28 protein-coding genes and 1 tRNA gene are annotated in these 24,712 nt (G+C 64.7%); 12 read left to right on the top strand and 17 right to left on the bottom strand.

Annotated features, from left to right (window positions below):
- Window positions 1-32 precede the first annotated feature (32 nt).
- Window positions 33-962, top strand: a complete 930-nt coding sequence (locus C4F17_RS08095; protein WP_106934887.1) for a hypothetical protein — start codon at window positions 33-35, stop codon at window positions 960-962.
- Between the two features lie 16 nt (window positions 963-978).
- Here the strand turns inward: C4F17_RS08095 and C4F17_RS08090 are convergent, their stop codons facing one another.
- From C4F17_RS08090 to C4F17_RS08080, 3 genes are all read right to left on the bottom strand, one after another.
- A complete protein-coding gene (locus tag C4F17_RS08090; RefSeq protein WP_106934886.1) occupies window positions 979-2,037 on the bottom strand; it encodes a phosphotransferase in 1,059 nt (352 codons plus the stop codon).
- A gap of 110 nt (window positions 2,038-2,147) precedes the next feature.
- Window positions 2,148-2,369 (bottom strand): hypothetical protein, encoded by a 222-nt coding sequence (locus C4F17_RS08085; RefSeq protein ID WP_106937484.1) that lies wholly within the window; start codon window positions 2,367-2,369, stop codon window positions 2,148-2,150.
- A gap of 78 nt (window positions 2,370-2,447) precedes the next feature.
- The gene (locus C4F17_RS08080) at window positions 2,448-3,719 is read right to left on the bottom strand and encodes an SGNH/GDSL hydrolase family protein (RefSeq protein ID WP_106934885.1); all 1,272 of its coding nucleotides are present in this window, start codon (window positions 3,717-3,719) and stop codon (window positions 2,448-2,450) included.
- A gap of 112 nt (window positions 3,720-3,831) precedes the next feature.
- Between C4F17_RS08080 and C4F17_RS08075 the strand changes: the two genes are divergently transcribed.
- Window positions 3,832-4,740, top strand: a complete 909-nt coding sequence (locus C4F17_RS08075; RefSeq protein WP_106934884.1) for a LysR family transcriptional regulator — start codon at window positions 3,832-3,834, stop codon at window positions 4,738-4,740.
- 5 nt (window positions 4,741-4,745) lie between these two features.
- Here the strand turns inward: C4F17_RS08075 and C4F17_RS33115 are convergent, their stop codons facing one another.
- From C4F17_RS33115 to C4F17_RS08060, 3 genes are all read right to left on the bottom strand, one after another.
- Complete coding sequence (locus C4F17_RS33115; RefSeq protein ID WP_234382654.1) at window positions 4,746-5,120, bottom strand: hypothetical protein; 375 nt, start codon at window positions 5,118-5,120, stop codon at window positions 4,746-4,748.
- Window positions 5,121-5,288: 168 nt separating this feature from the next.
- Window positions 5,289-6,836, bottom strand: coding sequence for an amidase (locus C4F17_RS08065; protein WP_106934883.1), 1,548 nt, complete (start codon window positions 6,834-6,836; stop codon window positions 5,289-5,291).
- A gap of 10 nt (window positions 6,837-6,846) precedes the next feature.
- Window positions 6,847-7,842: a Bug family tripartite tricarboxylate transporter substrate binding protein gene (locus C4F17_RS08060; protein ID WP_106934882.1), complete on the bottom strand. Its 996-nt coding sequence runs from the start codon at window positions 7,840-7,842 to the stop codon at window positions 6,847-6,849.
- Window positions 7,843-7,966: 124 nt separating this feature from the next.
- Between C4F17_RS08060 and C4F17_RS08055 the strand changes: the two genes are divergently transcribed.
- Complete coding sequence (locus C4F17_RS08055) at window positions 7,967-8,878, top strand: LysR family transcriptional regulator (protein WP_106934881.1); 912 nt, start codon at window positions 7,967-7,969, stop codon at window positions 8,876-8,878.
- A gap of 26 nt (window positions 8,879-8,904) precedes the next feature.
- On the opposite strand, the gene C4F17_RS08050 is transcribed toward C4F17_RS08055, so the two are convergent.
- Window positions 8,905-8,978 (bottom strand) — tRNA-Gly (locus C4F17_RS08050).
- 299 nt (window positions 8,979-9,277) lie between these two features.
- Here C4F17_RS08050 and C4F17_RS08045 point away from each other — a divergent pair.
- Entirely contained in the window at window positions 9,278-10,033 is a 756-nt protein-coding gene (locus C4F17_RS08045) for an integrase arm-type DNA-binding domain-containing protein (protein ID WP_325002743.1), read from the top strand.
- Window positions 10,034-10,039: 6 nt separating this feature from the next.
- The gene (locus C4F17_RS08040) at window positions 10,040-10,258 is read left to right on the top strand and encodes a hypothetical protein (RefSeq protein WP_106934879.1); all 219 of its coding nucleotides are present in this window, start codon (window positions 10,040-10,042) and stop codon (window positions 10,256-10,258) included.
- Window positions 10,259-10,497: 239 nt separating this feature from the next.
- Here the strand turns inward: C4F17_RS08040 and C4F17_RS08035 are convergent, their stop codons facing one another.
- Window positions 10,498-10,851: a hypothetical protein gene (locus tag C4F17_RS08035; protein WP_106934878.1), complete on the bottom strand. Its 354-nt coding sequence runs from the start codon at window positions 10,849-10,851 to the stop codon at window positions 10,498-10,500.
- A 193-nt stretch (window positions 10,852-11,044) separates the two neighbouring features.
- Here C4F17_RS08035 and C4F17_RS08030 point away from each other — a divergent pair, with 193 nt between their 5' ends.
- Complete coding sequence (locus tag C4F17_RS08030) at window positions 11,045-11,491, top strand: hypothetical protein (RefSeq protein WP_106934877.1); 447 nt, start codon at window positions 11,045-11,047, stop codon at window positions 11,489-11,491.
- An 89-nt stretch (window positions 11,492-11,580) separates the two neighbouring features.
- On the opposite strand, the gene C4F17_RS08025 is transcribed toward C4F17_RS08030, so the two are convergent.
- Complete coding sequence (locus tag C4F17_RS08025) at window positions 11,581-11,880, bottom strand: hypothetical protein (RefSeq protein ID WP_106934876.1); 300 nt, start codon at window positions 11,878-11,880, stop codon at window positions 11,581-11,583.
- A 134-nt stretch (window positions 11,881-12,014) separates the two neighbouring features.
- Here C4F17_RS08025 and C4F17_RS08020 point away from each other — a divergent pair, with 134 nt between their 5' ends.
- Entirely contained in the window at window positions 12,015-12,464 is a 450-nt protein-coding gene (locus tag C4F17_RS08020) for an SMI1/KNR4 family protein (RefSeq protein ID WP_106934875.1), read from the top strand.
- Window positions 12,465-12,528: 64 nt separating this feature from the next.
- On the opposite strand, the gene C4F17_RS08015 is transcribed toward C4F17_RS08020, so the two are convergent.
- From C4F17_RS08015 to C4F17_RS33795, 5 genes are all read right to left on the bottom strand, one after another.
- On the bottom strand, window positions 12,529-12,966 hold the full coding sequence (locus tag C4F17_RS08015; protein WP_159053622.1) for an immunity protein Imm33 domain-containing protein: 438 nt from the start codon (window positions 12,964-12,966) through the stop codon (window positions 12,529-12,531).
- Window positions 12,967-13,004: 38 nt separating this feature from the next.
- Window positions 13,005-13,151, bottom strand: coding sequence for a hypothetical protein (locus C4F17_RS32715; RefSeq protein ID WP_159053621.1), 147 nt, complete (start codon window positions 13,149-13,151; stop codon window positions 13,005-13,007).
- 30 nt (window positions 13,152-13,181) lie between these two features.
- Window positions 13,182-13,313, bottom strand: coding sequence for a hypothetical protein (locus tag C4F17_RS33620; RefSeq protein ID WP_267898716.1), 132 nt, complete (start codon window positions 13,311-13,313; stop codon window positions 13,182-13,184).
- A gap of 42 nt (window positions 13,314-13,355) precedes the next feature.
- A complete protein-coding gene (locus C4F17_RS08010; RefSeq protein WP_106934873.1) occupies window positions 13,356-13,838 on the bottom strand; it encodes a hypothetical protein in 483 nt (160 codons plus the stop codon).
- 264 nt (window positions 13,839-14,102) lie between these two features.
- Window positions 14,103-14,318, bottom strand: a complete 216-nt coding sequence (locus C4F17_RS33795; protein ID WP_159053620.1) for a helix-turn-helix domain-containing protein — start codon at window positions 14,316-14,318, stop codon at window positions 14,103-14,105.
- 11 nt (window positions 14,319-14,329) lie between these two features.
- On the opposite strand from C4F17_RS33795, the gene C4F17_RS08000 reads away from it, so the two are divergent.
- Both C4F17_RS08000 and C4F17_RS07995 read left to right on the top strand, forming a co-directional pair.
- The gene (locus C4F17_RS08000) at window positions 14,330-14,611 is read left to right on the top strand and encodes a hypothetical protein (RefSeq protein WP_081266737.1); all 282 of its coding nucleotides are present in this window, start codon (window positions 14,330-14,332) and stop codon (window positions 14,609-14,611) included.
- Window positions 14,612-14,705: 94 nt separating this feature from the next.
- Complete coding sequence (locus C4F17_RS07995; protein ID WP_106934871.1) at window positions 14,706-15,407, top strand: Crp/Fnr family transcriptional regulator; 702 nt, start codon at window positions 14,706-14,708, stop codon at window positions 15,405-15,407.
- A 42-nt stretch (window positions 15,408-15,449) separates the two neighbouring features.
- Here C4F17_RS07995 and C4F17_RS07990 read toward each other — a convergent pair whose 3' ends face one another.
- The 3 genes from C4F17_RS07990 to C4F17_RS07980 all read right to left on the bottom strand — a co-directional run bounded on the left by C4F17_RS07990 (window position 15,450) and on the right by C4F17_RS07980 (window position 17,821).
- Window positions 15,450-15,719: a hypothetical protein gene (locus C4F17_RS07990; RefSeq protein ID WP_106934870.1), complete on the bottom strand. Its 270-nt coding sequence runs from the start codon at window positions 15,717-15,719 to the stop codon at window positions 15,450-15,452.
- 773 nt (window positions 15,720-16,492) lie between these two features.
- Complete coding sequence (locus C4F17_RS07985) at window positions 16,493-16,807, bottom strand: hypothetical protein (protein WP_106934869.1); 315 nt, start codon at window positions 16,805-16,807, stop codon at window positions 16,493-16,495.
- 192 nt (window positions 16,808-16,999) lie between these two features.
- Entirely contained in the window at window positions 17,000-17,821 is an 822-nt protein-coding gene (locus tag C4F17_RS07980) for a ferritin-like domain-containing protein (protein ID WP_106934868.1), read from the bottom strand.
- Window positions 17,822-18,070: 249 nt separating this feature from the next.
- Between C4F17_RS07980 and alaS the strand changes: the two genes are divergently transcribed.
- The 3 genes from alaS to C4F17_RS07965 all read left to right on the top strand — a co-directional run bounded on the left by alaS (window position 18,071) and on the right by C4F17_RS07965 (window position 24,700).
- Complete coding sequence (alaS, locus tag C4F17_RS07975) at window positions 18,071-20,695, top strand: alanine--tRNA ligase (protein WP_106934867.1); 2,625 nt, start codon at window positions 18,071-18,073, stop codon at window positions 20,693-20,695.
- Window positions 20,696-20,731: 36 nt separating this feature from the next.
- Entirely contained in the window at window positions 20,732-21,748 is a 1,017-nt protein-coding gene (locus C4F17_RS07970; RefSeq protein WP_106934866.1) for a 2-dehydropantoate 2-reductase, read from the top strand.
- A 705-nt stretch (window positions 21,749-22,453) separates the two neighbouring features.
- A complete protein-coding gene (locus C4F17_RS07965) occupies window positions 22,454-24,700 on the top strand; it encodes a M1 family metallopeptidase (protein WP_106934865.1) in 2,247 nt (748 codons plus the stop codon).
- Window positions 24,701-24,712 lie beyond the last annotated feature (12 nt).

Raw genomic sequence — 24,712 nt, 5'->3', positions numbered from 1 at the left:
TCCGAAAGACTTTTCGCTAACCTGCCAGAGCCATGCCCGAACTCGTCCTTGACCCCGTCGTCGCCACGCCCATCGGTCCACCGCCGCCCGCACCCGACGTGCCGGTGCCCATGCCGCCGCCACCGCCATCCGTGCCACCGCCGGAGGGCGATCCGCCGCCGGGGGTTCCGCCGGTCACCGACCCCGGTTTTCCGCCACCGGTGGTCGATCCGCCGCCGATGCAGACCGCCTCTTGCGAAGCGGTCGAGGTGCCTTTCGGCAAGCTGCACGCACGGCGCCTTCGCGAGATCTACCGCTCCGCCGGCTGGCCCTGCTGCGACGGCATCGAGGTCGAACTGCTGGCGGGCGGCTTTCTCGAGCGCGTGCGCAGCATGCACGGCCACGAGACGCTGCGCGTCACCGACGCCGGCATTGCGCGCATCGCGACCACGCTCACCATCAACCGCGCGGCCCTGTCGCCGCACGAGGCGCTGGTCGAGCGCGTGGCGCGCGAGATGACACGCGGCGGCCGCATCGCATGGCGCGGCCTCGGGCTGCGCGCACGGCTGCCGCCGCTGGAGGAGGGCGGCAAGCCGCGCTGGTGCATCGCGCGGCCCGATGTGTTCTCGATCCGCAATACCAGCGTGGAGGCTTATGCACATCCCATCGTGCACGAGGTGAAGGTGAGCCGCGCCGATCTGCTGGGCGACCTGCGCAAGCCCGACAAGCGCGCGGCGTACCTCGACCTGGGCGGCGAGTGCTGGTACGTGCTGGGCAACGACGCGAAGGGCCGCTGCATCGCCAAGCCCGAAGAGGTGCCGGCCGAATGCGGCGTGATGGTGCTCGAAGGCGAACGGCTCGTGGTGGCACGTGCGGCCGTGCATCGCAGCTTCGAGCGCATCCCGTTCGGGGTGTGGCTGGCGCTGGCCAAGGCGAAGCCCATTGCCGGCTTCGAGGAAGACGCGCAGGATCTGCTGATCTGACGCGCCGGTGGCCGTGTCAGGTCACGGCGTCGTAGCTCTGGTGGGCGATGGCCACCGCGCCGTTCGGCACGAACAGGCTCTGCATGCGGCGCATGTCTTCTTCGCGCCCTTCCGCGCTGGCGTTGGCGTTGGCGTTGGCGTTGGCGTTGGCGTTGGCGTTGGCCTTTGCGCTGTCGAGTATCCGGTCGCAGAGTTCGAGCGCGTCCCTGGTGATGCGCTCGTAGCGGTAGTAGGCCAGCGCGACTGCGTCGATGTCCGCAGGGCCGTAGCCTTCGTAGAACAGCGCTTGCTGCCGAGGCTGGTTCCACGCGTTGCCGACGCCGCCGCCGATGAACATCAGGTCGCGCTCCTTGGTCGCGAGGATGGGCGCGTGCCATCCGACGATGGACAGCCGGTCGCCTTCGCCCACGAGGACGTTGCCCGCGTGGATGTCGGAGTGGCACGGCACGAGCCGCGGTGGGCGTTCCAGCAGGATGGACGCCAGTTGCTCGCTGCGGTAGACGACGGTGTCGATCTCTTCGGCGTGCTCTTCCCAGAAGGCAAGGAAGCGCTGGACGATGCCGTCGCCAGCAGTGCCGTTGATGAAGCGGCGCTGATAGCGGCGCACGCCTTCGCGCCACTGGTGCGCGTAGCTTTCCTTGGGGAGCTTGGCCAGCAGGGCTTCGGGGAGTTGGGTGCGGTGGATGGCGCCGAGCGCCTTGCCGAGTGCGATCCATTGCCGGTCCGACAAGGTGCGGTCGAAACCGTTCTGTCCGTCGAAGAATGGGGAGAGCGTCCAGTCGAAGCCGTGGCCCTGGGTGCTCAGCGTGCCGTCTGTGGCGGGCATGGGGGCCATCACGGCATCGACGCCCTTGTCGTGATGAAGAAAGGCGCAGAGGGCGAGAGCGGCAGGATCGATGGCGCCCTGTTGCACCTTCAGTAAATACCGCGTCTCGTCATCCGCGATGACGCGAAAGGCAGCGGATGTGGCGCTTGCTCCCGCAGGAAGAAGTTCGGCCCGGGCAACGCGGAGCCGGTAGGCCTGCGCGAGGTGCTGGGCGATGGTCTCGTGCGAGATGTCTGAAGGTGTCGGCATAAGGCCACTGTAGTGCCTTGCGAATGAATTGCGTGCGATCGTGATGTGGGGCATCCTGTCCTGCTGCAGAGGCCGACGGAAAGCTGTCTGCCTACGGTATGGTCGTTCCTTCAGTATTCCTGTGGCCACCAACTCTCGGCCGTCGTGCGGATGACGCGCGCCGCCTGGACGCGAACGTCGTCCTTGTCATGGATGTCGTACTGGCCCTGTTCGCGAGCCACCTTGAAGGGCCACGTGGAGACCCGGCCCTTGCGTGAGCGGGGCTGCAACGGATGCAACCTCGAGAAGAAAAGAGCCTGCGCGGAGGGCGCGGGCGGGTTGGCGGTGGTCATCGGCGTCGCCTCGATGTTGTTCTTGGAGACGGCCAATTTTAGAGAAATACTGTATGCATGTACAGTATATTTGCGAGCTCACGGCGCCGTGCTTAGCAGGGCCTCCAGGTCTATGGCGGCGGCCATCGCCTTGTAGCCGGCGTCGCCCGGATGCAGGTGGTCGCCCGAGTCCATAGCCGCTTTCAGGCGCGATGGATGGGCCGGATCGCGCAGCAGTGCGTCGAAGTCAACCACCGCGTCGAACGCGCCGCCTTCGCGGATCCAGCGGTTCACGGCCTGGCGCACCTTGTCTTTTGCGGGGGAGTAGTGGCCCGCGAGCGGCGTGCCTTGCAAGGCGCCTTCATTGGGCGGGATGGTTCCGGCCACGATGCGCACGTTGTGGGCACGGGCCATCTCTATCAATTGCCTGAAGCCCTGGATCAATTCTTCCGCGCGCATCGCGGGCTCGTCGGGCGCGAACGGACCGCCGGGCCAGCCGATGTCGTTGGTGCCCAGCAGCACGACCATGGCCCGCACGCCCGGCTGCGCGAACACGTCGCGGCCCGCGCGTTCCAGGCCGGCGCGGCCCATGCCGTCCTTCAGCAGCCGGCCGCCGGAGATGCCGGCGTTCAGCACGGCGACGCCACGGTTTGCCAGCCGCTCGGCCAATGCATCGGGCCATCGGGTGTTGGCGCCGGGGGTGGAGCCGTTGCCGTCGGTCAGCGAATCGCCGAGGGTGACGACGGTGACCGGGGGCCTGGGCGTTTCCACGATCAGGCCGCTGACGTAGACGCGGGTGCTCCACTGGCTCGCGTTGGCCGGCATGCGCGGGGCGCCGGTCAGGTCGCCGTCCGCCACGTAGGCGATCTGGCGGGCATCGAAATGAAAGCCCGCGGGCTGGCTGGCGCGCGGCAGGTAGAGCGACACCGCAACCTCGCTGAGCGCGGGCAAAACGATGTCGACCGGATCGCTGACGAGCCGGGCACCGGGCGGTATGGTCACCTCGGCCTGGCCGCCGAAGCGCAGTTGCCGGTCGGTGCCTTCGACGATCCCGGAGCCCTCTGCATGGCGTGCCACGCGAGCCGCGCCGATGTGCAGCGGCGACGTGCCGCCTTCATTGCTGACCACCACGCGCAGCCGCGTGCCGCCGATGCTCAGGCGCGCCACCTGGCGCACGGTCTGCCGGTTGAACTGGAACGGCAGGCCCGGGGGCAGCACGAAGTCGCCGCTCCAGATGGGCTGCGTGCTGGCGACCCAGCTGGGGCTCCAGTAGGCGGTTGCGGGTTCGGCCGCGGACGCGGAGACCGCGGCGGCGAGTGAAAGCGCCAAGGCGCCGTGGCGGATGAGCGACGTGAATGCAGCGGGTGTCATTTGCATGTCCTTGGATGAAAAGCGAATCGATGACACGACTTTCATTCATGCGGATACGGATGGGTAGAAGGCAGAATGGCATCCAGCCCATTCCATATTCGAATACATCTCCATGGACACCTTGCGCGCCATCGAAGCCTTCGTGCACAGCGTCGAACTGGGCAGCCTGTCGGGCGCCGCGCGTGCGCTGGACACCACGCAGCCCACCGTCAGCAAGCTCGTCGCGGGGCTCGAGCGCTCGCTCGGCGTGCGGCTGTTGCGGCGCACCGCCTCGGGCCTGAGCCTGACGGAGGAGGGCCAGCGCTTTCACGAGCGCTCGCGGCGCGTGCTCGAAGACTACGGCGACGCGGTGGCCGATGCGCGCGAAGGCATCCAGCAACCGCGCGGCCTGCTGCGCGTGAGCGCCCCTGTGACGCTGGGCCAGCGGCATCTCAATGCGATGGTGCTGGAGTTTCTGGCGCTGTACCCCGACATCGAGCTGGAACTGGTGCTCGACGACAGATTCGTCGATCCGCTGGAGGAACGCGTCGACGTGTCGCTGCGGGTCGGCGGCAAGCTGCCGCCCGATCTCGTTGCCCGGCATCTCGGCACCTGGCCGCGCGTGCTGGTCGCCTCGCCCGACTACATCGCCGCGCGCGGCAAACCGCGCAAGCCGCAGGATCTGCTGACGCACGACTACCTGCGCTATGCGGGCGGAGACGACGGCGTGCTGCTGCAGGGGCCGAACGGGCCGGAGGCGGTGCCGGTGCGCAGCCGCTATCGCGTCAACAACGCCGTGGCGCTGCTCGACAGCGTGCTCGGCGGCGCAGGCATTTCATTGCAGCCGACGTGGATGGTGGCGGACCTGCTGGCGCAAGGCCGGCTGGTCCGGGTGCTTGGCCGGCACACAGGGCAGGCGCAGGAGCTTCACCTGCTTTATGCGCCGCGCCGCCATCTGCCGCTGCGGGTGCGCGTGATGGTGGATTTCCTGGCCGAGCGGGTGTCGCGCTTGCCAGGAGCCCTGTCGCCCCGGCAAGGCTGACGCCGTCAGTCGATGCGGATTTCGAAGTACGCCTCGTCGGTTTCGCCCAGATCGCGAAAGCCCGCGGTTCGCGCGGCGTCGTAGGCCTTTGCCCAGCGCTTGGCCATTGCGATTTCTGCCTTCGAGAGTTCGCTTTCGCTCGACTCGCTGGCATTTTGAAAGGCGCGCAGCGCGGGAATGACATCGTCGCCCAGCTGCCGGTCGATTTCGCGGCGGAAGCGCTGCTCGGCCACTCTTGCGGCGTCTGCCGATGGCAGTGCGTAGTCCGCCAGCCGCACGGTGTAGGCGTCTGGTGGCGAGGCATCGGCTTCTTCCGCCGCTGCTTCGACCTCCACGAAGTGGAGCGGGGCTTCGAATTCGGGCAACGATGCGGCAGGCATGGGTGCTGGCGTGGTTGCGCGGGGAAAGAACAGTTCAGCTTGGTTCATCGTCCTGGTGTGCTTGGGGCAATTGACCGGGATTGGGAATTTCAGAACTCCCGTGAAGTACTGTTTGAATATACAGTATTTTGATGCGCAAGCAAACCGGCCGATACCCGCCGGTGAGGCTCAGACAGCCGATATCGCGGCTGTCTCCATGAGGCCGCGGTCGAAGACGGGCGGTGTCGTGACGATCGATGTCAAGGCAGGCTCCGCCGCTCGCAGCGCGGCCAGGTCGGGGCGCGGCCTGCGCAGCTGCGCATCGCGAGAGAACGCCGCCTCCATGGCATGCGCCGCACCCAGCACCTGGTGGTCCATCCTGAATCCGCCCACGACCTGCAGCCCGAAGGGCATGCCTGCGTGGTCGACGCCGCAAGGCAGCGAGATCGCCGGGTGCGTCGTGAGCGTGACCACGTAGGTCAGCGCCAGCCAGCGGTAGTAGTTGGCTTGCTTCTCGCCGTTGATGGTGTCGGCGTACGGCTGCGTCCAGGGGAAGGGCGAGACCGGGGTGGTCGGCGACAGCACGAGGTCGTAGTCGGCGAAGGTCGCCTGGAAGCGCTTGAGAAGCCGGGTCTGCTCGGCCTGCGCCCAGGCGCTGTCGAGCAGGCTCATCTGCGCGCCCATTTCGTAGTTCGCGCGCGAGTGCGGGCCCAGGCTGTTGGGGTTGCGCTCGTAGGCTGCCTGCATGCCCGCCACGAAGGCCTCGGCGCGCAGCACGTCGAAGCAGCGATGCGCCTCGCCCATGTCGAACTCGACCTTGTCGCAGCGCCGGAACAAGTGCCGCATGGCCTCGATCTTGCGGCAGAAAGTGGCGCGGATGCGGTCGTCCACCGCGCAGGTGCCGAAGTCTTCGGTCCATGCCACGCGCAGGTTGGCAAGGTCGACCGGAGCCGTTTTGCGAAAGGACAACGGGTCCAGCGGGTGGCTGAGCGGGTCGCCCGCGTGCATGCCGGCGGAGGCGGCCAGCTGCAGGCACGCATCTTCCACCGTGCGGCCCATGGGGCCGACGACCGAAATCGGGGTCCAGCCCAGCGGCTTGCGCACGCTCGGCACGATGCCCGGCGAAGGCCGGAAGCCCACCACGCCGCACTTGGCCGCGGGAATGCGCAGCGAGCCGCCGGTGTCGGAGCCGGTGCACACGGGCAGCATGTCGCAGGCCAGCGCCGCCGCCGACCCGCCCGAAGAGCCGCCCGCATTCAGGTTGGGGTTGAAGGGGTTGCCGGTGGCGCCCCACACTTCGTTGCGCGAGTTGGCGCCCGCGCCCATCTCTGGCACGTTGGTCTTGCCCGTCACGATGGCGCCCGCGCGGCGCAGGCGGGCCACCAGTTCGATGTCTTCCGCGGGCACGTGGTCGCGATAGATGGCGGAGCCCCAGGTCGTGAGCAGGCCCTGCGTGGGCTCGAGGTCTTTCACGCCCAGCGGCAGCCCGTGCAGCAGTCCTAGCGGGTCGCCGCGCATGACCGCGCTTTCCGCGCCTTTGGCTTCCGCGCGCGCGCGTTCGAAACAGGTGGCGGTCACCGCGTTGACGAAGGGGTTCACGCGTTCGATTCGCGCGATGCATGCTTCCAGCAGTTCTACTGGCGAGATCTCCTTGCTGCCGATGAGGCGGCGCAATTCGACGGCGGATTGCTCGACGAGCTCGGCGGCGGCTGGCGATGTGTTCGGTGCTGCGTTCATCAGTCTCTCTTCAATCGGCTGTGATGCTCGCGCGCGCAGCCACGGCGCGCATCACCGGCAGTTCGCGGTTGATGAGTTCGCTGGCCGCGGCAGCATTGCTGTAAGCCGGCTCCAGCCCTTGGCCCAGTAGCTTGGCGCGCGTGTCGGGGTCGGCAATGGTCGCCGCAAGGGCTTTCTCGAGCTTGGCCTTCACATCGGCGGGCAGTCCCTTCGGCGCCGCCAGCATCAGCCAGGCGTCGATGTCTATGTCGGCATAGCCGCTCTCGGCCATGGTCGGCACGTCGGGAAGCAAGACGGAGCGCTTGGCCGTGGTCAGCGCAATTGCCTTGATCTTGCCGCTCTTGAGTTGCGGTATGGCTGCGCTCACGGTGTCGATGCTGAAGGGAATCTGCCCGCCCATCAGGTCGGTCATGGCCGGAGCGCTGCCCTTGTAGGGCACGTGCGTCATCTTCAGGCCGGCCGCGTGCAGGATGCTTTCGCCGGCGAATTGCGAGGTGGTGCCGGTGCCGAAGGAACCATACGAATATTTGCCGGGCGACGCCTTCACGTAGTCGACGAACTGCTTCACCGTCTGCACCGGCACGTCGCTGTTGGCCAGCAGGATCAGGGCGATGCGCCCGGCGATGCCGATCGGGTCGAAGCTCTTGACGGGGTCATAGGGCAGGTTGGCGCGGATGGCGGGGTTGACGGTGAACGTGGAGCCCGAACTGACCAGCAGCGTGTAGCCGTCGGGCGCCGCCTTCGAGACGTAGCTTGCGCCGATCACCGTGCCGGCGCCTGCGCGGTTCTCGATGACGACAGGCTGCCCGAGCTCCTTGCCGAGCCGCTGCGCGATCACGCGGCCGTTGACGTCCGTCGCGCCCCCCGGCGGGAAGGGAATCACGAGCGTGATCGGGCGCGAGGGGAAGGCAGTCTCGGCCGCGGGCGCGGTCAGCGGCACCGCGGCAAGGGTGAATCCGTACAGCAAGGCGAGGGCCGCGCGGGCCATGAGCGGAAGACGGTTCATCGGAGCTCCTGATGGTTCGAGAGAGTGCGAAACAGAGTCATCCTAGGAGTCGGCAGTCGATGCAACAAGCGCAATGTTTAGAATCTTTCATTGCCGAATCAGCAATCGAGAATCGGAGAATTCCATGTCACTTCGTGCCTTGCAGGAGACCGCGGTCCGCTATTTCCTCGAGGTCGTGAAGACCGGCTCGGTGAAGGAAGCGGCGCTCAAGCTCAACGTCGCGCCTTCGGCGGTGAGCCGGCAGGTGGCGCGCCTGGAGCGCGAACTCGACACGCTGCTGTTCGACCGCCACGCGCGAGGCATGGTGCCCAATGCCGCCGGCGAACTGCTCGCGGCGCATGCCAAACGGGCGCAGCAGGACATTGAGCGGGTCGCGAACGACATCGCCGGCTTGCGCGGCCTGCGCAGCGGACATGTGCGCGTGGCGAGCACCGAGGGCTTCGCTTTCGACTTCATTCCGACCCTGATCGCCCGCTTCCGGCGCAAGCACGAGGGCGTGCGCTTTCATTTGCAGGTCTGCTCTCCGGCGGACATTTCCAGGCATGTGCGCGACGGCGAAGCCGATGTCGGCATCACCTTGAGCGCCGTGCCCGAGCCCGGCATCGAGATCGAGTTGCGGCACCCCAGCCCCATCCTGGCCGTGATGGGCAAGGACCATCCGCTGGCGTCGCAGCGGCAGTTGTCGCTGCGCCAGGTGGTGGCGTACCCGCTGGGCTTGCCGCAGGAAGACAGTTCAATACGGCGCCTGCTCGACGCCAGTTGCAGCCGGCAGGGGCTGAGCTATGTGCAGGCCATGTCCAGCAACCACGCGAGCGCGCTGTTGAGCTTTGTGGCGACGGGTGGAGACAGCATCGCCTTCTACGGCGCGCTGTCGATGCGCTCGCTGCTGCAGAGCAAGGCGCTGGTCGTCATTCCGCTAAAGGACCGCGAGATGAACGAGCGTCATCTGGAAATAGAGACCATGGCGGGCCGCTCGCTGCCCGATGCGGGAAAAGCCTTCGTGCGCTTTCTGGTCGACGCGGTGAAGGCTACGTGATGCGGACCGGGCAGAGGAAGAGGGAGTGGAGCGGGTGAAGGGAATCGAACCCTCGTATGAAGCTTGGGAAGCTGCCGTTCTGCCATTGAACTACACCCGCATTTTGCAACCCGTTGATTTCTAACGAGTTATCCACCTAAGTGCCTGATCTTACCGAGTAAAGAAGGTCTTTCGACTTCGACCGTGTTCCCAACGTCACCCGGTCACACCCCTGTCCACTTGGCACCTTGGCGTAGGTTTTGGCGTAGGTTTTTTTGGTAGAAACTACACCCGAAACCACCCGTCGGCCGCATGCCTGCGAGCGACGACAGCCGGGAGTATAGGGCCATGTTCTTCGATGTTCGCGCTGCCAAGCAGCTCAAGCCAGGCGAGCATCTCGTCGTTGAAGGTTGCTAGGGACTGCGCCTTGTCGCCTCTGCGTCCAAGATGACGTGGACCTACCGCTACAAGCAGCCCGTCACGGGGCTGATGAAGCAGACCCGCATCGGCACGTATCCCGGCATGCGGCCATCCGAAGCGGCCGAGGCCGTGGAGCGGCTGCGCATCCTGCGCGCCGACGGCGTGGACCCGAAGGCGTTCCAGCGGCAGCAGCGCAAACCTGCCGCTGCGGTGCCGGCGGATGCCGAGGTGTTCACCGTGCGCAAGCTGGTGCAGGACTACATCACCAACCACATCGAGCAGGAGCGCCAGGAAGCGGGTGCCATCGCGGCGAGGAGGGCGCTCGAAAGGCTGTTGGACGAAGAGCCGGCATTTGCCGATGCGCCGGCTGCTGCCGTGACCCGCTCTACGTGCTTCGACCTGCTCGATGCCCGAAAAGCTACGCCAACGGCGGCGCAAAAGCTACGCTCGATGCTCGGCGCGGCGTGGTCGCGTGCGCTGGACGTTGGCCGCCTCGACCAGGACGTGCCGAACTGGTGGCCCACCCTGATGAAGGGCAAGCTGAAAAGCAAAGGGAAGATCGTCGGCGGTGAGCACCAGGGCCAGAAGCGGCGCGTGCTGCGCGACGATGAGGTCGGAGAACTGTTGGCGTGGCTGCCGAACATGCACGAACTCGGCCGTGATGCGACGCAGATTTACCTGTGGACCTGCGCGCGCGGCGTTGAGATCCCGGCCATGCGCCCGGAGCACATCACCGAAGAGAAGGATGGCTGGTAGTGGACCGTGCCGAAGGAAGCGACAACGAACGCGCGCTTCGAGGAAGCCGTCGATCTGCGCGTGCCGCTGGTGGGGCGTGCACTGAAGATCGTGCAGCGCCGCCTCAAGGCCGTGGGCAAGTCTGGGCTGGCGCAGCTCGCGTGCTCGCAGTCGTTGCGCGTGTTGGTCGCATCCGCGGCGCTAGTTGCATCAACGGCGACCTTCACCAGCGAGCGAGCGCCATAGGCGGCTCCGGTGTTCATCTCCGCTACGCGAGAGTCGAGAATCGCGTGGGCTTCGATGGTTCTGTCGTGTGCGCCGAAAATGCGGCTGGCTACGTTTTCATGCTCGGCGGCGGCGGCGGCTGGTAGACGTGCTGCAATATCGCCTTGCATCTGGTCGGCTTCCGTGATGTCCTAGCGCTGTGGCAGTACGTCGCCCATGTCGCCGAAGTCCATCTGGCTGTTCGCTTCGTCGAGCAGCACCTATGCTTCACGAAGCACGGGCTCGATCACTTGGCCGCGCGACAGCGCGATGGTCCCTTCGATCGCTGCGAGCGACGTGAACATGCCGGTGTAGGCCGCGTCGGTGTCGTTGCGCGTCAGGGGCTGCCGGTACATCGGCGCGATGGCGGCTGGCAGCAGGTCTTCGATGACGGCACGCAGAAGCACGTCTGCGGTGTCGCCGGGGTGCTTCAGCTCGACTGACTGGTGTGCGAGTTGCAGCTTTTCCTGGTCGAGCTTGAGGTTGGTGAATATCGACTCGAGCCGTGTCTGCAGTCCGCCCTTCGTGGCCTTCGGCTTAGCCTTGGCGCGGGGCCTTTCGAGGACGGCGTTCATGCTTGCGCCTCGTTGGCCAGGTTGCGGGCCTCTTGGTACTGCGCTAAGAGCTGATCACCAGCCTCGTCGACCTCGCGCGCCAACGGTTCAAACACACCCGTGATATTGCCATCAACACGAGGGAAGGGGCGCAAAAGTTGGACATCGACGCGAGGCGCTAAAGTGGACCACTCAATAACAGAGGAGGGCGACCATGAAAATTCAAACTAGGCGTCTCGCTTGCCAGGCGCTGCTGCTGCTCTTGGCCGCGGGCTCGGCGTCGGCAAAGACGATCACATGCGTTCCGGTTGCGAGCAAGGACACGCCATACCTGCACTGGGTTCGCAGAATCTCCATCGATGAGCCTTCGCGAACTGTCAACATGGACATCGTGCGTTTCAGGACCAAGGACTCGGAGACGATGGGCAAACTGAAAGCCGAGTTGGTGAGTTCGACAGACGCCCAGTTTGGCGAGCCGATCTATGTCTTCAACACAATTCCCGCTGCTGGCGTCGAGGTCACCCACCTCTTCAAGCTATTCAAGTCGCTGGATGACTGGCGCCTCATCGGTGCAGGAGTGACGTTCGTCGGCAATACGCCGGCGTTGAAGGCGATTGAGCCGAGCGCGATCTTTGATTGCAAGCGATCGGAAATGGGCTGACGGTGGAAACGGCAATGTGCCGGTTCGATGCCGGCCCCGGGAACGAAAAAGCCCGCTTGGGGCGGGCTTCGGAGTGCTATACGACTGCGCTACCAGCCGTGGGTCTTGTAATGCTGCGCATCTTCGATGTAAGTCCCATGCATCTCGTCGATGTAGCAAAGGCGAACGCTGTAGATGATCAGAAGTAGCGAAGCCAGCGAGAAGGCCGCAAACGTCCAAAACGCGGGCGATGAGTCGGCGGCGACCGGGCTCATAAGGCTGGGAATCATGAGGACCTCGGCGATTCCCCAACCGATTAAAAACAGGCACACCCCAGAAGCGAAGTAGGCGGTCCACCGCCACCTCCCAAGCTTGTGCGCAATCCGACCCGTATCGAGCAGTTCCAGCATTTACTTTCACCTCCAGTGGCGCCAAATTTAGCGGGATTTCGTGTTTGTCGCGATAGGGTGCAGTCCGGTCGAGCCGAAAAAGCAGGGGACGTACCGTCAGCTTCGGCATACTCGACCTGACAACTCACCATCTCATGCCCATCGAAGCCGCAAAACAGTTCCACGCGCTTCACATTGAGCCCAGGATAGGCGCTCCAATCGGCGCCAGCGAGGCGGAAGTCGAAGCGCTTGAGCGCAAGCTGGGTTTCCAGCTTCCTCAGGCCTACAGGGATTACCTGCTTTGGATGGGCCGGGACTGCGACGGTATCTTTCGCGGCTCAGCCTGGTTCATCGACTGCATCTTCTCGAATCACGGCATGCTTCGGGATCTGCTCGAAGAGGAGGAAGTCGAGTACCAACTGAAGGACTCTCACGTCGTCTTCTTCTCGCATCAAGGCTACATGGCGGCTTGGTTTGAGGCTGAGGCGGCGGTCCCAGATCCCGAGTGCTGGTTCATGACCGATGGTGTGAGCGAGCCTCGACCCGCGGGGCGCTTCTCCGAGTTTCTGTTGAACGACATGAATGGGCTTGCCGGAGTGCTTTGACCGTAAGCGATCAATGTTCTACGCCCTTGCGCAATGTTTTGCGACGACAGGCATAGAGGTCGCTTCAGTCGCGCGTTTTGAAATCGAACACCTCTTCCCATGGCGCATCGGCGCTATTGCGCTCCCACGCTGAGCCGATAGGCTTGTCTGTGATCGTGCTCAACGACGGGTCCATCTTGAGGAAGGAATTCAGAGGACATACCTTTGGTGGGTTGTCATCGAGCACGCGCTGGCTCTCCCTGCCACTGAGAAAAATCCAGCCCGAATCGTGTGGGTTGTTCGGCTTGACCCGATAGGCAAAGCACACGGATAGCCGGTTCGGGCCCATGACTTGGTCCGATGCCAGGACGAGCGGCGCGAGTGCGGCGAACTTGTCTTCCCAAGGCTCTTTCTTCTTTTTAAACGGCCACATATCGATTTTTGCTCCTCGACGTTTTGCAAACGGCTGACAGAGCCAAGCGCAACCAATGGGATGGCGCGCGTGCTCCGGATCAGAAAGCACTCGTAGGACTGAATAGTGAATTCTGACATCTGGACAGATTACGCTGCGATGAGGTCGATGTTCCAGGGCAGCAGCGCCTCAAGCGTTGGCATGACCTCACGTTCCAGCTCTTCTTGATCGACGGCGTACACCTGCACCGTTACCTCGCTGTCCGTACCTCGGAAGAGGTCTGAGTTGAACTCCACGCGGCCAGCAGAGTCGGGCTGGCCATCAGTCTAATGGAAACCTTGTTGTCGAAGTTCGGTGAGGTAGTCAAAGCCATCTTCAGCGATCGCGTTAGTCTTCAGGGTTTTACCCTTTCCAATCGCTGGCACTAGTGCCGTCACGCGTAGTTCGAACAGGCTCATTTATCTTTGCTGGTTCGATGGATTGTGAGATCGCGGCGCGTGCTATTTTTTAGGCCAGTCCAGTGGCTGCGGTGTGCTGAACTCAAGCACAGGTGCGCCATTCTGGTAGGCATTGAACTGAACCAGGATCTTCTTCGCCTTCTTAGCGGAGGCGATGAACTTCGCCGCTCCTTCGATGAAGATCGTTTGGCTGCTGTGGTCGGCCGGACCGCTACCGCTGAATTTGACCGGAGGCGCGTCGTCAAATTTGATCGAGACCTTGCAGTCGTAGCTGCTGCAAAGCATCTGCCCCTTGTCGATAGTGATCAGGACATCAAGGCCGTACTGTGGGTGCTGGCGAACGATCAAGTTGCCACGATTGACGCCTTGGTACGGAAACCCAAAGCTTAGAGAGTTGTCAGATACCGTTTGCGCGCTTGCTGACTTCTTTCCCGTCATTTTGTCGGTGGAAGAGTCGTAGTTCCAGCCGACGGCGTGCGCCATCGAGCATGCGGCTGCCAGCAAGGCGATGCCGAGTTTTTTCATTCCCTCGCTCCTCTGAAATTCGAGCCGACATCCTAACCTTTTGTTACGGCTGGTTCATGGGCGAGAACCCTGCTATTTCTGGGGCGGAGCGAAGGACCGCTCAATGTCCCTGATGGTTATCGTGTCCTCGGAATGCTCGACCAGATCGACCAGCAGGTTCGCCAAGTTCTTTCGAAGAGTCGGCCGCTGCTGAGCGGCGATGTCGGCCAGGTACTCCACCAACGCTCGCACTGACGGCCCGCCATCGGCTCCCACGAGCTTGAGCTAGGCGCGCCCGGTCCTGGGCCCCTTGCCCGTCTCCAGCCATTCCGGTGAGACCCGCAGCGCCTTGGCTATGGACACGAGTTCCCGCGGTCGTTGCCTGAGCCCAGACTCGATGTTCCCAATGGCGCTCTGGGTAACTCCAGCTTCGTCCGTCAGTTGGACCTGGCTCCAACCAATCGCGCACCTGGATTCCTTGATGCGGCTGCCGATAGTCATGGAATCAATCAATGGAAGACGTGAAGATCCTGCAGATCATGCCCGCCGAAGGCTGGGTTGCCGTGTATGACGGAGGCGACGACGGCGAGATGGAAGAGCCCCTGGCGTGCTTCGCGCTGGTCCAGGTCGACTACAAGAATGGTGACGGCCCGCAGACCGAAGTCCGCGGCATGGCGCCTGACGAGAAGCTCATGGCATTCGTGGAAGATGCCGAGAATTTCGTGACGATTCGCCGTGCCGAAGAGAGCGAAGACGACGACGAAGAGGAAGACGAGTCCGAAACCGAGGACTGAGTGTCCGGGCCGGGGGTTATAGCGCGTATCGCAATGCGCCCAATACCCAATCTGCGGGATTGCTGGGAGGGTACCGACGGCTCACCATCGCTGCATGTACCTTCACCCTCTCACGGCGAACCTGCCGGCCGCGGAGCGCGAGGCGCTCATCAAGTGCAGCGAGCTTCGCCACTACAAGCGCAACGACACTTTGCTGAATGCGGGTGAGTCGACCGATCAGATCTGTTGCGTGGCAAGCGGGCTGCTGCGTGTCGTCACGCCATCGCGTGATCAAGGCACAGAAGTGACGACCGAGTTCGTCGCACGCAACGACTTCTTCTTCGACCTGTCGATCCGCGAAGACCGCTACCAGTCGATGCATACCCTCGTTGCCGCGCTGCCGTCGGCGGTCTATTTCGTGCCCATCGCCGTCATGCGCGGCCTGTGTTCCAGGCATCCCGAGGTCGCACTGGGCCTGCTGGGCCTCGCGATGAAGCGAATGAGCATGCTGCGCGCCCAGATGCGCCGCATCTCGTCGCTGCCGCCGGAGGCGGTGGTGCATCGCGTGCTGCACCAGTTGGCCGACCTGGCCCCGGCGAGCGCAGGCGGGTTCGACAAGCGCATTTCGCAGTCGGTGATCGCGTCGTACGCGGGCCTTTCGCGGGAGGTGGTCAACAAGACCATGCGCGGCATGGAGAACCGTGGCCTCATGCGTCGCGATGATGAGGCGCTCTACCTGACCGATGGAATGGCGACGACAGATTTCGGCACGTTGCGCGACATCGCCCCACCGCCTCGGACTTTCAGCGCGGCCTGACGTCTTGCGAAGCGGCTTCGGGGGTTGGGCTTCGGAGGTTGATCAGGCGCCGCCGCGCGTGGGCGCAGCGCCGTCGTCGGACGGCGGGGAAAGCGGCATCTCTGCCGCTTCGCCATTCTCGACATAGTTGGGCTCGACCGGGTGGACGATGGCCGCGGTTTCGTCGTCGTCGAACTTGACCAGCAGGTATTCGCCGCTCGAGCCCCGGATGGTGCCGAAGCGGCCCTTGAGTTCCACACGGCCGCCACGCCGCGCGGGAACCTTGAAGCGCGTTCGTATGTAGGGAAGACCAACCTTGAAATATTCGACCACGGAAAACTCTCTGTAGTGCTGCGGTGCCACGTCGGAATGTCATTGGCAGCGCCTCCCTGGCTGGCACGAATCCGGCGACTGCATGGTCGCAATTTCCCGGGAGGCTGCGGGATGGCGTGTCAGCCGGAACCGACCGTTGCTGACAGCCGCCGAGTCTCCGGGAACCCTCGAGCGTTGCGCGAAAACCCCGAATTCAACCCGTTGTGAAGATTTTTTCAAGCGCTGCCTCTTTTGCGGGCATCGCGTTGCAGGCCACGCCAGACAAGGCTTCCGGGCGCTGCACACAAGGTTTTCCACAACATTGTCCCCATCGGAAAGGGAAAACATGTAATTGCCTTGTGGTAGGCCGCACTGACCGCACCCGACCCGTCGAAGCGCTGCTGGTATGCGGGCAAAAAAATACCCGCCGAAGCGGGTTGCGAGGAGCCCATGAGGGCGCTCTAAGAACGAACAGAGAGCTCTTCTTCTATTTGCGGCCCTGTTGCGTGACAGCAATTGCATGGTCCTGGGAGGCCGGCTGGAAGCCTGTCAGCCGGAAACAGTCAGAAGCCGTAGGACACTCATTAAAACGTGAACTATTTGGCAGTTTTTTCAGGGTCGGAAGTTGTTGTGCCACAGCACCAAATTGGAATTGTCGGTGCCGTCCGACAAGGCGGCGGCGCTTGAAGCCCTAGATTTTGTTTGCTCGCTTCGAAGTGCGAGTTCTCTGTGTGTGACAGCACTCAAGAGGTTCAGCCCAGCCTAGTGCTGGGTTTTTTTTGTTCGATTTCTGTTCAAAGGAGCTCGAAGTGAAATTTCGTGTTCCGAGGGTGGCTGAGCAGTGGTGCCGCCACACCGACAGCGTGCTCCCATGCTTCGCGCCATGCGCGGGCATTGGCAATCTGCGTGTCCGTCATCGACTCCGTGCCCCACTCGAGTTGGCTCGACCAGGCTCGGTAGCACTTCACCACGCGCGTCGGCGGCCCGATGCGCTGCTCGAGCACCCGCAGAAAGGTGAAGCGCACTTCCATCAGGTCCCGTATGGAGAGACTCGTGCCTTCGAGGCGCACTGTATAGGCTTGGTCGCGATTGGTTTTGTTTTCGAACATCGGACTCGCATGCAGAGCCTGCGAGCAACTTGCCAGGAGCGCAGGGCGCTCATCCGAAGGTCTCCGCCCTGCCGCTAGAGGTGTGGGGGCAGATACTAGCGAGACGCCGGTTGCCGGAAACGAGACGGCCGTTCCGGTTTTCTGCTTTACACACGCTCGAGCCCGCGGCGTGGCTGTTGCAGGCGGGCGCGCTCAGCGCAGGAACACGTGCTGCATGAACTGCTTGATCGGGTACTGGATCACGGTCTGCACACGCGCGGGCAATTCCAGCGGCCGCATCAGCATCTTGAGCGTGGTGCCGGCGCTCAGGTTGGTGCGGATGGTGCTGTTCATCTTGGCGCTCAGTTGCTGCACGTAGGCGGTGTCGCTGGCGCGGCTGGGCGACCGGGCCTGCACCACGTGGCGAATGGCGCAGTCGGCATCCTCGCTCTTGAGCTCCAGCGTGCGGCGGCCGATGGTGCCGAACACCCGGAAGCGGCTCAGCCTTTCCTGCTCGCGGTAGCGCCGGAAGAAGCGGTAGAAGTGCTTGTAGTGGTTGACCTCGTCGGTCGCGATGCGGCTGGCCAGGTCGTGCAGCACCGGCTCCGTGGTGCTGCGGGCCATGGCCCGGTAATAGGTGGCGGTGCCTGTCTCTACCACGCAGCGCGCGGTCATTTCGAGGGCGCGGGTGGGGGCCAGCAACTCGACCTTGCAGTAGGTCGCATACTCTTCCAGGAAACCCGCGTAGGCGGTGTCCCATTCGAACTCGGGCCACACGTGGCGCACGTAGGCGCGCAGCGCCTTGCCGTGTTGCAGTTCTTCCTTTTCCCAGTGGTTCGACAGCCAGTCGGTGACCTCGTCGTCGCCCTGGAAGAAATCAATGAGGTTCTGGGTGTAGAGGTCGGAGCCGCTCTCGATGAAAGAGGCCGAGACCACCAGGTAGAAGAGGTTTTCGTCCGCACGGACCTCATCGAGCGCAATGCGCGAAAAGTCCAGATCTTCGATCTTCCAGTGTTCCGCCTCTTGCCTTGCCATGCGCGCTCCTTGCTTCAAGTCCGTACAAGTACGGATGACGTCGCCCGTATTTGGTTCTCTTTTCCGTCAGGGCCGCATATTAGCCGCGGCGCCCGGATCATGCTGTTTTGCCCTGGACAGCCCGGGAACCGTGGCCAAACCTATAATCGTTTGTTCAAGCAAATCAAGCAGTTAGGCCGGTTCGCCGCAGTGGGTTCGACAAGAGGGTCGCCATCGCCGCGCCGCCCTCGACAGAAGACGAATCCAAAGATGAGCCAGCCCACATTCACGGTCGCGGACATCCGCAAGACCTTTCTCGATTTCTTCGCTTCCAAGGGCCACACCGTGGTGCCGTCCAGCTCGCTGGTGCCCGGCAATGACCCCACCCTGATGTTCACCAACTCGGGCATGGTCCAGTTCAAGGACGTGTTCCTGGGCGAAGACAAGCGTCCCTACGTGCGCGCCGCCTCGGTACAGGCCTGCCTGCGCGCCGGCGGCAAGCACAACGACCTCGAGAACGTGGGCTACACCGCGCGCCACCACACCTTCTTCGAGATGCTGGGCAACTGGAGCTTCGGCGACTACTTCAAGCGCGAATCGCTGAAGTGGGCCTTCGAGCTGCTCACCGAGGTCTACAAGCTGCCGGCCGATAAGCTCTGGGCCACCGTCTACATCGAGGACGACGAGGCCTACGACATCTGGACCAAGGAAATCGGCCTGCCGCCAGAGCGCGTCGTGCGCATCGGCGACAACAAGGGCGGACGCTATATGTCCGACAACTTCTGGATGATGGCCGACACCGGCCCTTGCGGCCCGTGCTCCGAGATCTTCTACGACCACGGCCCCGAGATCCCCGGCGGCCCCCCCGGCAGCCCCGACGAAGACGGCGACCGCTACATCGAGATCTGGAACAACGTGTTCATGCAGTTCGACATGCAGCCCGACGGCTCGGTCAAGAAACTGCCCGCGCCCTGCGTCGACACCGGCATGGGCCTGGAGCGCCTGGCGGCGATCCTGCAGCACGTGCACAGCAACTACGAAATCGACATCTTCGACGCGCTCATCAAGGCCGCCGGCCGCGAAACCGGCACGCAGGACCTGTCGAACAACTCGCTGAAGGTGATTGCCGACCACATCCGCGCCACCTCGTTCCTGGTGGCCGACGGCGTGATCCCTTCGAATGAAGGCCGCGGCTACGTGCAGCGCCGCATCATCCGCCGCGCCATCCGCCACGGCTACAAGCTGGGCCAGAAGAAGCCGTTCTTCCACAAGCTGGTGCCCGACCTCGTCAAGCTCATGGGCGACGCGTACCCCAAGCTCGTGGCCGATGAAAAGCGCATCACCGACACGCTGAAGGCCGAGGAAGAGCGCTTCTTCGAGACGCTGGCCAACGGCATGGAAATCCTCGACGCGGCGCTGGCCGGCGGCGCCAAGACGCTGCCGGGCGAAGTGGCGTTCAAGCTGCACGACACCTACGGCTTCCCGCTCGACCTGTCGGCGGACGTGTGCCGCGAGCGCGGCGTGGGCGTCGACGAGGCCGGCTTCAACGCGGCCATGGAAAAGCAGAAGGCCGCGGGCCGTGCCGCCGGCAAGTTCAAGATGGACCGCAACGTCGAATACGCCGGCGCGGGCAACACCTTCACCGGCTACGAGCACCTCGAGGAAAACGCCAAGGTCGTGGCGCTCTACCTCGAAGGCGCCGCCGTGCAGGAACTCAAGGAAGGCCAGAGCGGCATCGTGGTGCTCGACACCACGCCGTTCTATGCAGAGAGCGGCGGCCAGGTCGGCGACCAGGGCGTGATCGTGTCCGAGGGCGTGCAGTTCGGCGTCGAAGACACCCAGAAGATCAAGGCCGACGTGTTCGGCCACCACGGCACGCAGACGCAGGGCACGCTCAAGGTCGGCGACGCAGTGAAGGCCGCGGTCGACACCGCCCGCCGCGCCGCCACCATGCGCAACCACTCGGTCACCCACCTGATGCACAAGGCCCTGCGCGAAGTGCTGGGCGACCACGTGCAGCAGAAGGGCTCGCTGGTCGACGCCGACAAGACCCGCTTCGACTTCGCGCACAACGCGCCCGTCACGCGCGAGCAGATCACCGAGATCGAGAAGCGCGTCAACGCCGAGATCCTTGCCAACGCGCCGACGCAGGCCCGCGTGATGGACATGGAGTCGGCCCAGAAGACCGGCGCCATGATGCTGTTCGGCGAGAAGTACGGCGAGACCGTGCGCGTGCTCGACATCGGCACCAGCCGCGAGCTGTGCGGCGGCACCCACGTGAACCGCACCGGCGACATCGGCCTGTTCAAGATCGTCAGCGAAGGCGGCGTGGCCGCCGGCGTGCGGCGCATCGAGGCCGTGACCGGCGCCAACGCGCTGTCCTACCTGCAAGACCTCGAATCGACCGTGCAGAGCGTGGCCGCCACGCTCAAGTCGCCGGCCGCCGAGCTGCAGGGCCGGCTCACGCAGGTGCTCGAGCAGGTGAAGGCGCTGGAGCGCGAGGTGGGTTCGCTCAAGGGCAAGCTCGCGTCGTCCAAGGGCGACGAGCTGCTGGCGCAGGCGGTCGACGTCAACGGCATCAAGGTGCTCGCCGCCAAGCTCGACGGCGCCGACGCCAAGACGCTGCGCGACACCATGGACAAGCTGAAGGACAAGCTCAAGACGGCGGCCATCGTGCTGGCCGCCGTCGACGGCGACAAGGTGCAGATCGCGGCCGGCGTCACCGCCGACAGCACGGCCAAGGTCAAGGCCGGCGAGCTGGTCAACTTCGTGGCCCAGCAGGTCGGCGGCAAGGGCGGCGGCAAGGCCGACATGGCCATGGCCGGCGGCACCAACCCGGCGGGCCTCGCGGCCGCGCTGCAGTCGGTGCAGGCCTGGGTCGCGGAACGCGCCTGACGCCGCCACGCCCCCAGCGCGCAAGCACTTCGTTTCATGCCAGACGCGATGCCCGGTGAAGTGCTCGTGATGGGGGCCGGCACCATCGGGTGCTTCATCGGCGGCAGCCTTGCGGCGGCGGGCGTGCCCGTCACCTTCGTCGGCCGTCCGCGCGTGCTCGAAAAGCTCGCGACGCACGGGCTGACGCTCTCCGACATGGACGGCGGCCGTCACAAGCTGCCGGCCTCCTCGCTGCGGCTGTGCGAGCAGGTGCCCGTCGGTGCCCGGCCCGCGCTGGTGCTGCTGTGCGTGAAGAGCGGTGCCACGGCCGAGGCCGCGGGCGAACTGGCCTTCGCGTTGCCCGCGGGCACGACGGTCGTTTCGCTGCAGAACGGCATTTCCAACAGCGACGCCGCATCGCAGGCCGGGCCGTCGCTCAACGTGCTGTCGGGCATGGTGCCCTACAACGTGGCCGAGATCGGCGCCGGCGCCTTCCACCGCGGCACGCCCGGCCGGCTGGCCGCGCAGGACGACGTTGCACTGCGCCCCTGGCTGCCGGTGTTCGAGCGCGCCGGCGTGCCGCTAGACCTGCATGCCGACCTGCTGCCCGTGCAGTGGGGCAAGCTGCTGCTCAACCTCAACAACCCGGTCAACGCGCTCTCGGGTCTGCCGCTGCGCGAAGAGCTGATGCTGCGCGGCTATCGCCGCTGCTTCGCGTCGCTGATCGACGAAGCATTGAGCATCCTCAACGTTGCCGGCATTGCGCCGGCGCAGGTGGCTGCGGTGCCGGCGCGGCGCTTGTCGAGCCTGCTGCGCCTGCCCGACTGGGTGTTTCGCATCGTCGCGGCGCGCATGCTGCGCATCGATGCCAAGGCGCGCTCCAGCATGGCCGACGACCTGGCACTGGGCCGCCGCACCGAGATCGACGCGCTCAGCGGCGAGGTCGTGCGTCTCGCGCAGGAGCATGGCCTGAGCGCGCCGCGCAACGCGCGCATGGTGGGCCTGCTGGGCGCATGGCCGCAGCAGCCCCGGCGCTGGACGGCGCGCGAGCTGCAGGACGCATTGGGCCTGTAGCGCTCGCGGCGTGCCCGGGCGCATGCGGCCCCGGGTACGCAACTTTCATGGTTTTTTCTACGACACGAACCTTCGTACTGTGGCGATGCACGCACAGTCCTTGCCCTCGAGTTTTGTCATCTGCGTGAGCATGTGTTGCCGCTGCTGAACCATCTTCGTAGCGTGCATGCTGCGCCGTGGCCCATGACTCCATTCGGCCTATGGCGCGCGAACATTTTGAGAGAGAAAAGTTCCGGCAGTCGTTGAGCCGTCGCATTCGATCAGCTAAAACTGGCGCACTTCAATGGACGAGGGAATGCGCGTGAAACCAACGAGAAGAGCCGCAAAGATTCTTGCCATCGCCAGCATGGCCTGTGCCGTTGACGACGACACGCGCGAACGCGCCCTGTCGATCTCGCGGCGCTGAACGCACCCTCCGCGCCGCCAGCCCCCGCTGCGCATCCCGCATCCGATCAACCCGCTGCCTGACGGGAATGGACGAGCTCATCCCTCGCATCCTGGGACCACCGCTTTCTGCGCGGTGTGGCTCCTGCGTGCGTGTGCTGTCCTGACGAACCACCTGTTCGCCGGGAGGGCACCGTGCTGCCCGCTGCATGGGCAGTTGTTCATCCATCTCATCCGCGCGTGCCATGCGCATCGCTGGCTATCCGCCGGCGCTTGCGGGGCGGCGCATCTTCTTCTTACCAAGAGTACCCAGAGGCGATCATGAAAAAATTCAACACACCCGTCGTCAATCATCTTGCCATCACGGCGGTGACCCTCGCCGTGCTGACGGCCTGCGGCGGCGGCGGAGACAGCGGCGGCGGTGCTTCTCTCGGCGGAGGCGGCGTCGGCCTCGGCGCGTCGTCGGGGCCGGTGGTTTCGGCGCCCGCGGTCGATCCCACGCAGAAGGCGCCCGACGACGGCGTGCCCGTGGCCGCCAGCGACCTGGCCGCCGCGGCGGTGGACCGCTCGGCCAAGCCGCAGGAACTGCCCGACACCGTCTGGCCCAGCAACTACAAGCTGTGGTTCCGCCCCGATGCGGCGCTCAAGACCTTCGTGGGCCGCGGCGACGTGGAGATCGAGGTGCTCAAGCCGGTCGATGCCATCGTCGTGGCCGCGCACAACCTCAACTTTGCCAAGGGCCGCACCACCTTGCGCAAGGTGTCGAACCCCGGCGAGGCGATACCGCTGATTCCCACGCCGCAGACGCTCGGCGACTTCGTGCAGCTGCGGCTGAGCGACGGCCAGATCGCCAAGGGCAAGTACCTGTTGCACATGGAGTGGGACGGCAAGATCCAGTTCTCCGACGCGGAGTTCTGTCCGCCCGCGGAAGTGCAGCGCAACCCGTTCTGCTCGGCAGCCACCGGCATCTTCAAGGTCGGCCTCTCGACACCCGAGGGCGTGAGCAGCGACGCCATCGTGACGCAGGGCGAGACCAACTACGCGCGGCAGTGGTTCCCGGGCTGGGACGAGCCGGCCTTCCGCCATACCTTCGAGATCTCCGCCGAGGTGCCCGGCGACTGGAAGGCGGTGTCCAACGGCGCGCAGATTTCCGCCGTCAAGCTGCCCGACGGCTACCAGCAGGTGTCGTTCGAGAAGACGCCGTCGATGCCGATGTACCTCACCTTCTTCGGCGGCGGCAAGTTCGACATCCTGCCCGACACCTTCAAGAACCCGCTCGACGGCAGCGACATTCCGCTGCGCTGGTTCACGCCCCCGGGCCGCTCCACCTGGGCGACCTTCCCGATGGAGTGGACCAAGGTGGCCATGGACTACTACTACAAGTACACCGGCATCCCGCTGCCGATCAAGAAGTTCGACACCATCGCCGCCAACGACAGCTACGACAACAAGCCCAACACCGGCTTCGGCGGCATGGAGAACTGGGGCGCGATCTTCGAGTTTGCCGACGCGGTGCTCACCAAGCCGGGCGACAAGCCCACGCTGTATTCGGTGACGGTGGTCACGCACGAGATCGCGCACCAGTGGTTCGGCGACCTGGTCACGCTCGACTGGTGGGACAACGTGTGGCTCAACGAGTCGTTCGCGCGCTGGTTCGAAAGGCGCACCACCATCAAGTTCCACCCCGAGTACTACAGCTTCTCCGACTACGTGCTCGACAAGCACAACGTGATCGTGGCCGACCTGAAGAACACGGCGGTGCCGGTGCAGCGCAACCTCAACGACGCCGGTTCCTTCGGCTTCATCAGCCCGTCGATCTTCGTCTACAACAAGGGCAGCCACGTGCTGGAGACGGTGCAGAACTACATCGGCGAAGAGGCGATGCAGAAGGGCCTGCAGATCTACCTGAAGGACTACGGCTTCGGCAACGTCACGCCCTCGCGGCTGTGGACTTCGCTGGAGAAGGTGAGCGGCGGCAAGAAGGTGGCCGACATCGGCGACAGCTTCATCCGCCAGACCGGCGTGCCGCTGCTCACGGTCGACGCGCAATGCGCGGCGGACCGCACCTACGTCAACATCACGCAGGAGTCGTTCCCCAACCAGAACCAGTTCCCGGCCTCGACCTGGAACATCCCGGTCACGCTGGCGTACGGCGATGCGATGGAGCAGCGCAAGACCTTCGTCATGTCCACGGGCGCGGTGCAGGTGGAGCTGCCGGGCTGCACCGCGGTGCTGGCCGGGCCGACCGGGCAGGACTACTACGTGAGCAACTACAGCGCGCAGTCGTGGAGCGCGCTGCTGGCCAAGGCGCAGAGCTTTGCCGACAACAAGCCGCTGCTGCTGAACATCGAGCGCGACGCCTTCCGGCTGCTGCAGGTGGGCCGCATCACTCAGGTGCAGTACGACCAGATCAAGGGCATCGTGAACCTGCCGGCGGCGCTGCTGGCCAAGACCAGCGAGAGCCAGCAGAAGATGGCCGCCGTGGACGCGGGCGCCGAGAAGGAGGAATACCCGCACGCGCTGCGCTTCCAGGGCAACCTGAAGCTGCGCGAGAACACGAAGCGCTGAGAAGGAGGACAG

This window comes from Variovorax sp. PMC12, assembly GCF_003019815.1.
GTDB lineage: Bacteria > Pseudomonadota > Gammaproteobacteria > Burkholderiales > Burkholderiaceae_C > Variovorax.
The sequence above is the reverse complement of the archived record's forward strand: the minus strand, read 5'-3'. Positions and strand labels throughout refer to the sequence as shown.

What these genes read in the sequence shown, in the direction of transcription:
- C4F17_RS08095 (WP_106934887.1), top strand. Translation starts at nt 33, where the DNA reads ATGCCCGAACTCGTCCTTGACCCCGTCGTCGCCACGCCCATCGGTCCA.
- C4F17_RS08090 (WP_106934886.1), bottom strand. Translation starts at nt 2,037, where the DNA reads ATGCCGACACCTTCAGACATCTCGCACGAGACCATCGCCCAGCACCTC.
- C4F17_RS08085 (WP_106937484.1), bottom strand. Translation starts at nt 2,369, where the DNA reads ATGACCACCGCCAACCCGCCCGCGCCCTCCGCGCAGGCTCTTTTCTTC.
- C4F17_RS08080 (WP_106934885.1), bottom strand. Translation starts at nt 3,719, where the DNA reads ATGACACCCGCTGCATTCACGTCGCTCATCCGCCACGGCGCCTTGGCG.
- C4F17_RS08075 (WP_106934884.1), top strand. Translation starts at nt 3,832, where the DNA reads ATGGACACCTTGCGCGCCATCGAAGCCTTCGTGCACAGCGTCGAACTG.
- C4F17_RS33115 (WP_234382654.1), bottom strand. Translation starts at nt 5,120, where the DNA reads ATGCCTGCCGCATCGTTGCCCGAATTCGAAGCCCCGCTCCACTTCGTG.
- C4F17_RS08065 (WP_106934883.1), bottom strand. Translation starts at nt 6,836, where the DNA reads ATGAACGCAGCACCGAACACATCGCCAGCCGCCGCCGAGCTCGTCGAG.
- C4F17_RS08060 (WP_106934882.1), bottom strand. Translation starts at nt 7,842, where the DNA reads ATGAACCGTCTTCCGCTCATGGCCCGCGCGGCCCTCGCCTTGCTGTAC.
- C4F17_RS08055 (WP_106934881.1), top strand. Translation starts at nt 7,967, where the DNA reads ATGTCACTTCGTGCCTTGCAGGAGACCGCGGTCCGCTATTTCCTCGAG.
- C4F17_RS08035 (WP_106934878.1), bottom strand. Translation starts at nt 10,851, where the DNA reads ATGAACGCCGTCCTCGAAAGGCCCCGCGCCAAGGCTAAGCCGAAGGCC.
- C4F17_RS08030 (WP_106934877.1), top strand. Translation starts at nt 11,045, where the DNA reads ATGAAAATTCAAACTAGGCGTCTCGCTTGCCAGGCGCTGCTGCTGCTC.
- C4F17_RS08025 (WP_106934876.1), bottom strand. Translation starts at nt 11,880, where the DNA reads ATGCTGGAACTGCTCGATACGGGTCGGATTGCGCACAAGCTTGGGAGG.
- C4F17_RS08020 (WP_106934875.1), top strand. Translation starts at nt 12,015, where the DNA reads ATGCCCATCGAAGCCGCAAAACAGTTCCACGCGCTTCACATTGAGCCC.
- C4F17_RS33620 (WP_267898716.1), bottom strand. Translation starts at nt 13,313, where the DNA reads ATGAGCCTGTTCGAACTACGCGTGACGGCACTAGTGCCAGCGATTGGA.
- C4F17_RS08010 (WP_106934873.1), bottom strand. Translation starts at nt 13,838, where the DNA reads ATGAAAAAACTCGGCATCGCCTTGCTGGCAGCCGCATGCTCGATGGCG.
- C4F17_RS33795 (WP_159053620.1), bottom strand. Translation starts at nt 14,318, where the DNA reads ATGACTATCGGCAGCCGCATCAAGGAATCCAGGTGCGCGATTGGTTGG.
- C4F17_RS08000 (WP_081266737.1), top strand. Translation starts at nt 14,330, where the DNA reads ATGGAAGACGTGAAGATCCTGCAGATCATGCCCGCCGAAGGCTGGGTT.
- C4F17_RS07995 (WP_106934871.1), top strand. Translation starts at nt 14,706, where the DNA reads ATGTACCTTCACCCTCTCACGGCGAACCTGCCGGCCGCGGAGCGCGAG.
- C4F17_RS07985 (WP_106934869.1), bottom strand. Translation starts at nt 16,807, where the DNA reads ATGTTCGAAAACAAAACCAATCGCGACCAAGCCTATACAGTGCGCCTC.
- C4F17_RS07980 (WP_106934868.1), bottom strand. Translation starts at nt 17,821, where the DNA reads ATGGCAAGGCAAGAGGCGGAACACTGGAAGATCGAAGATCTGGACTTT.
- alaS (WP_106934867.1), top strand. Translation starts at nt 18,071, where the DNA reads ATGAGCCAGCCCACATTCACGGTCGCGGACATCCGCAAGACCTTTCTC.
- C4F17_RS07970 (WP_106934866.1), top strand. Translation starts at nt 20,732, where the DNA reads ATGCCAGACGCGATGCCCGGTGAAGTGCTCGTGATGGGGGCCGGCACC.
- C4F17_RS07965 (WP_106934865.1), top strand. Translation starts at nt 22,454, where the DNA reads ATGAAAAAATTCAACACACCCGTCGTCAATCATCTTGCCATCACGGCG.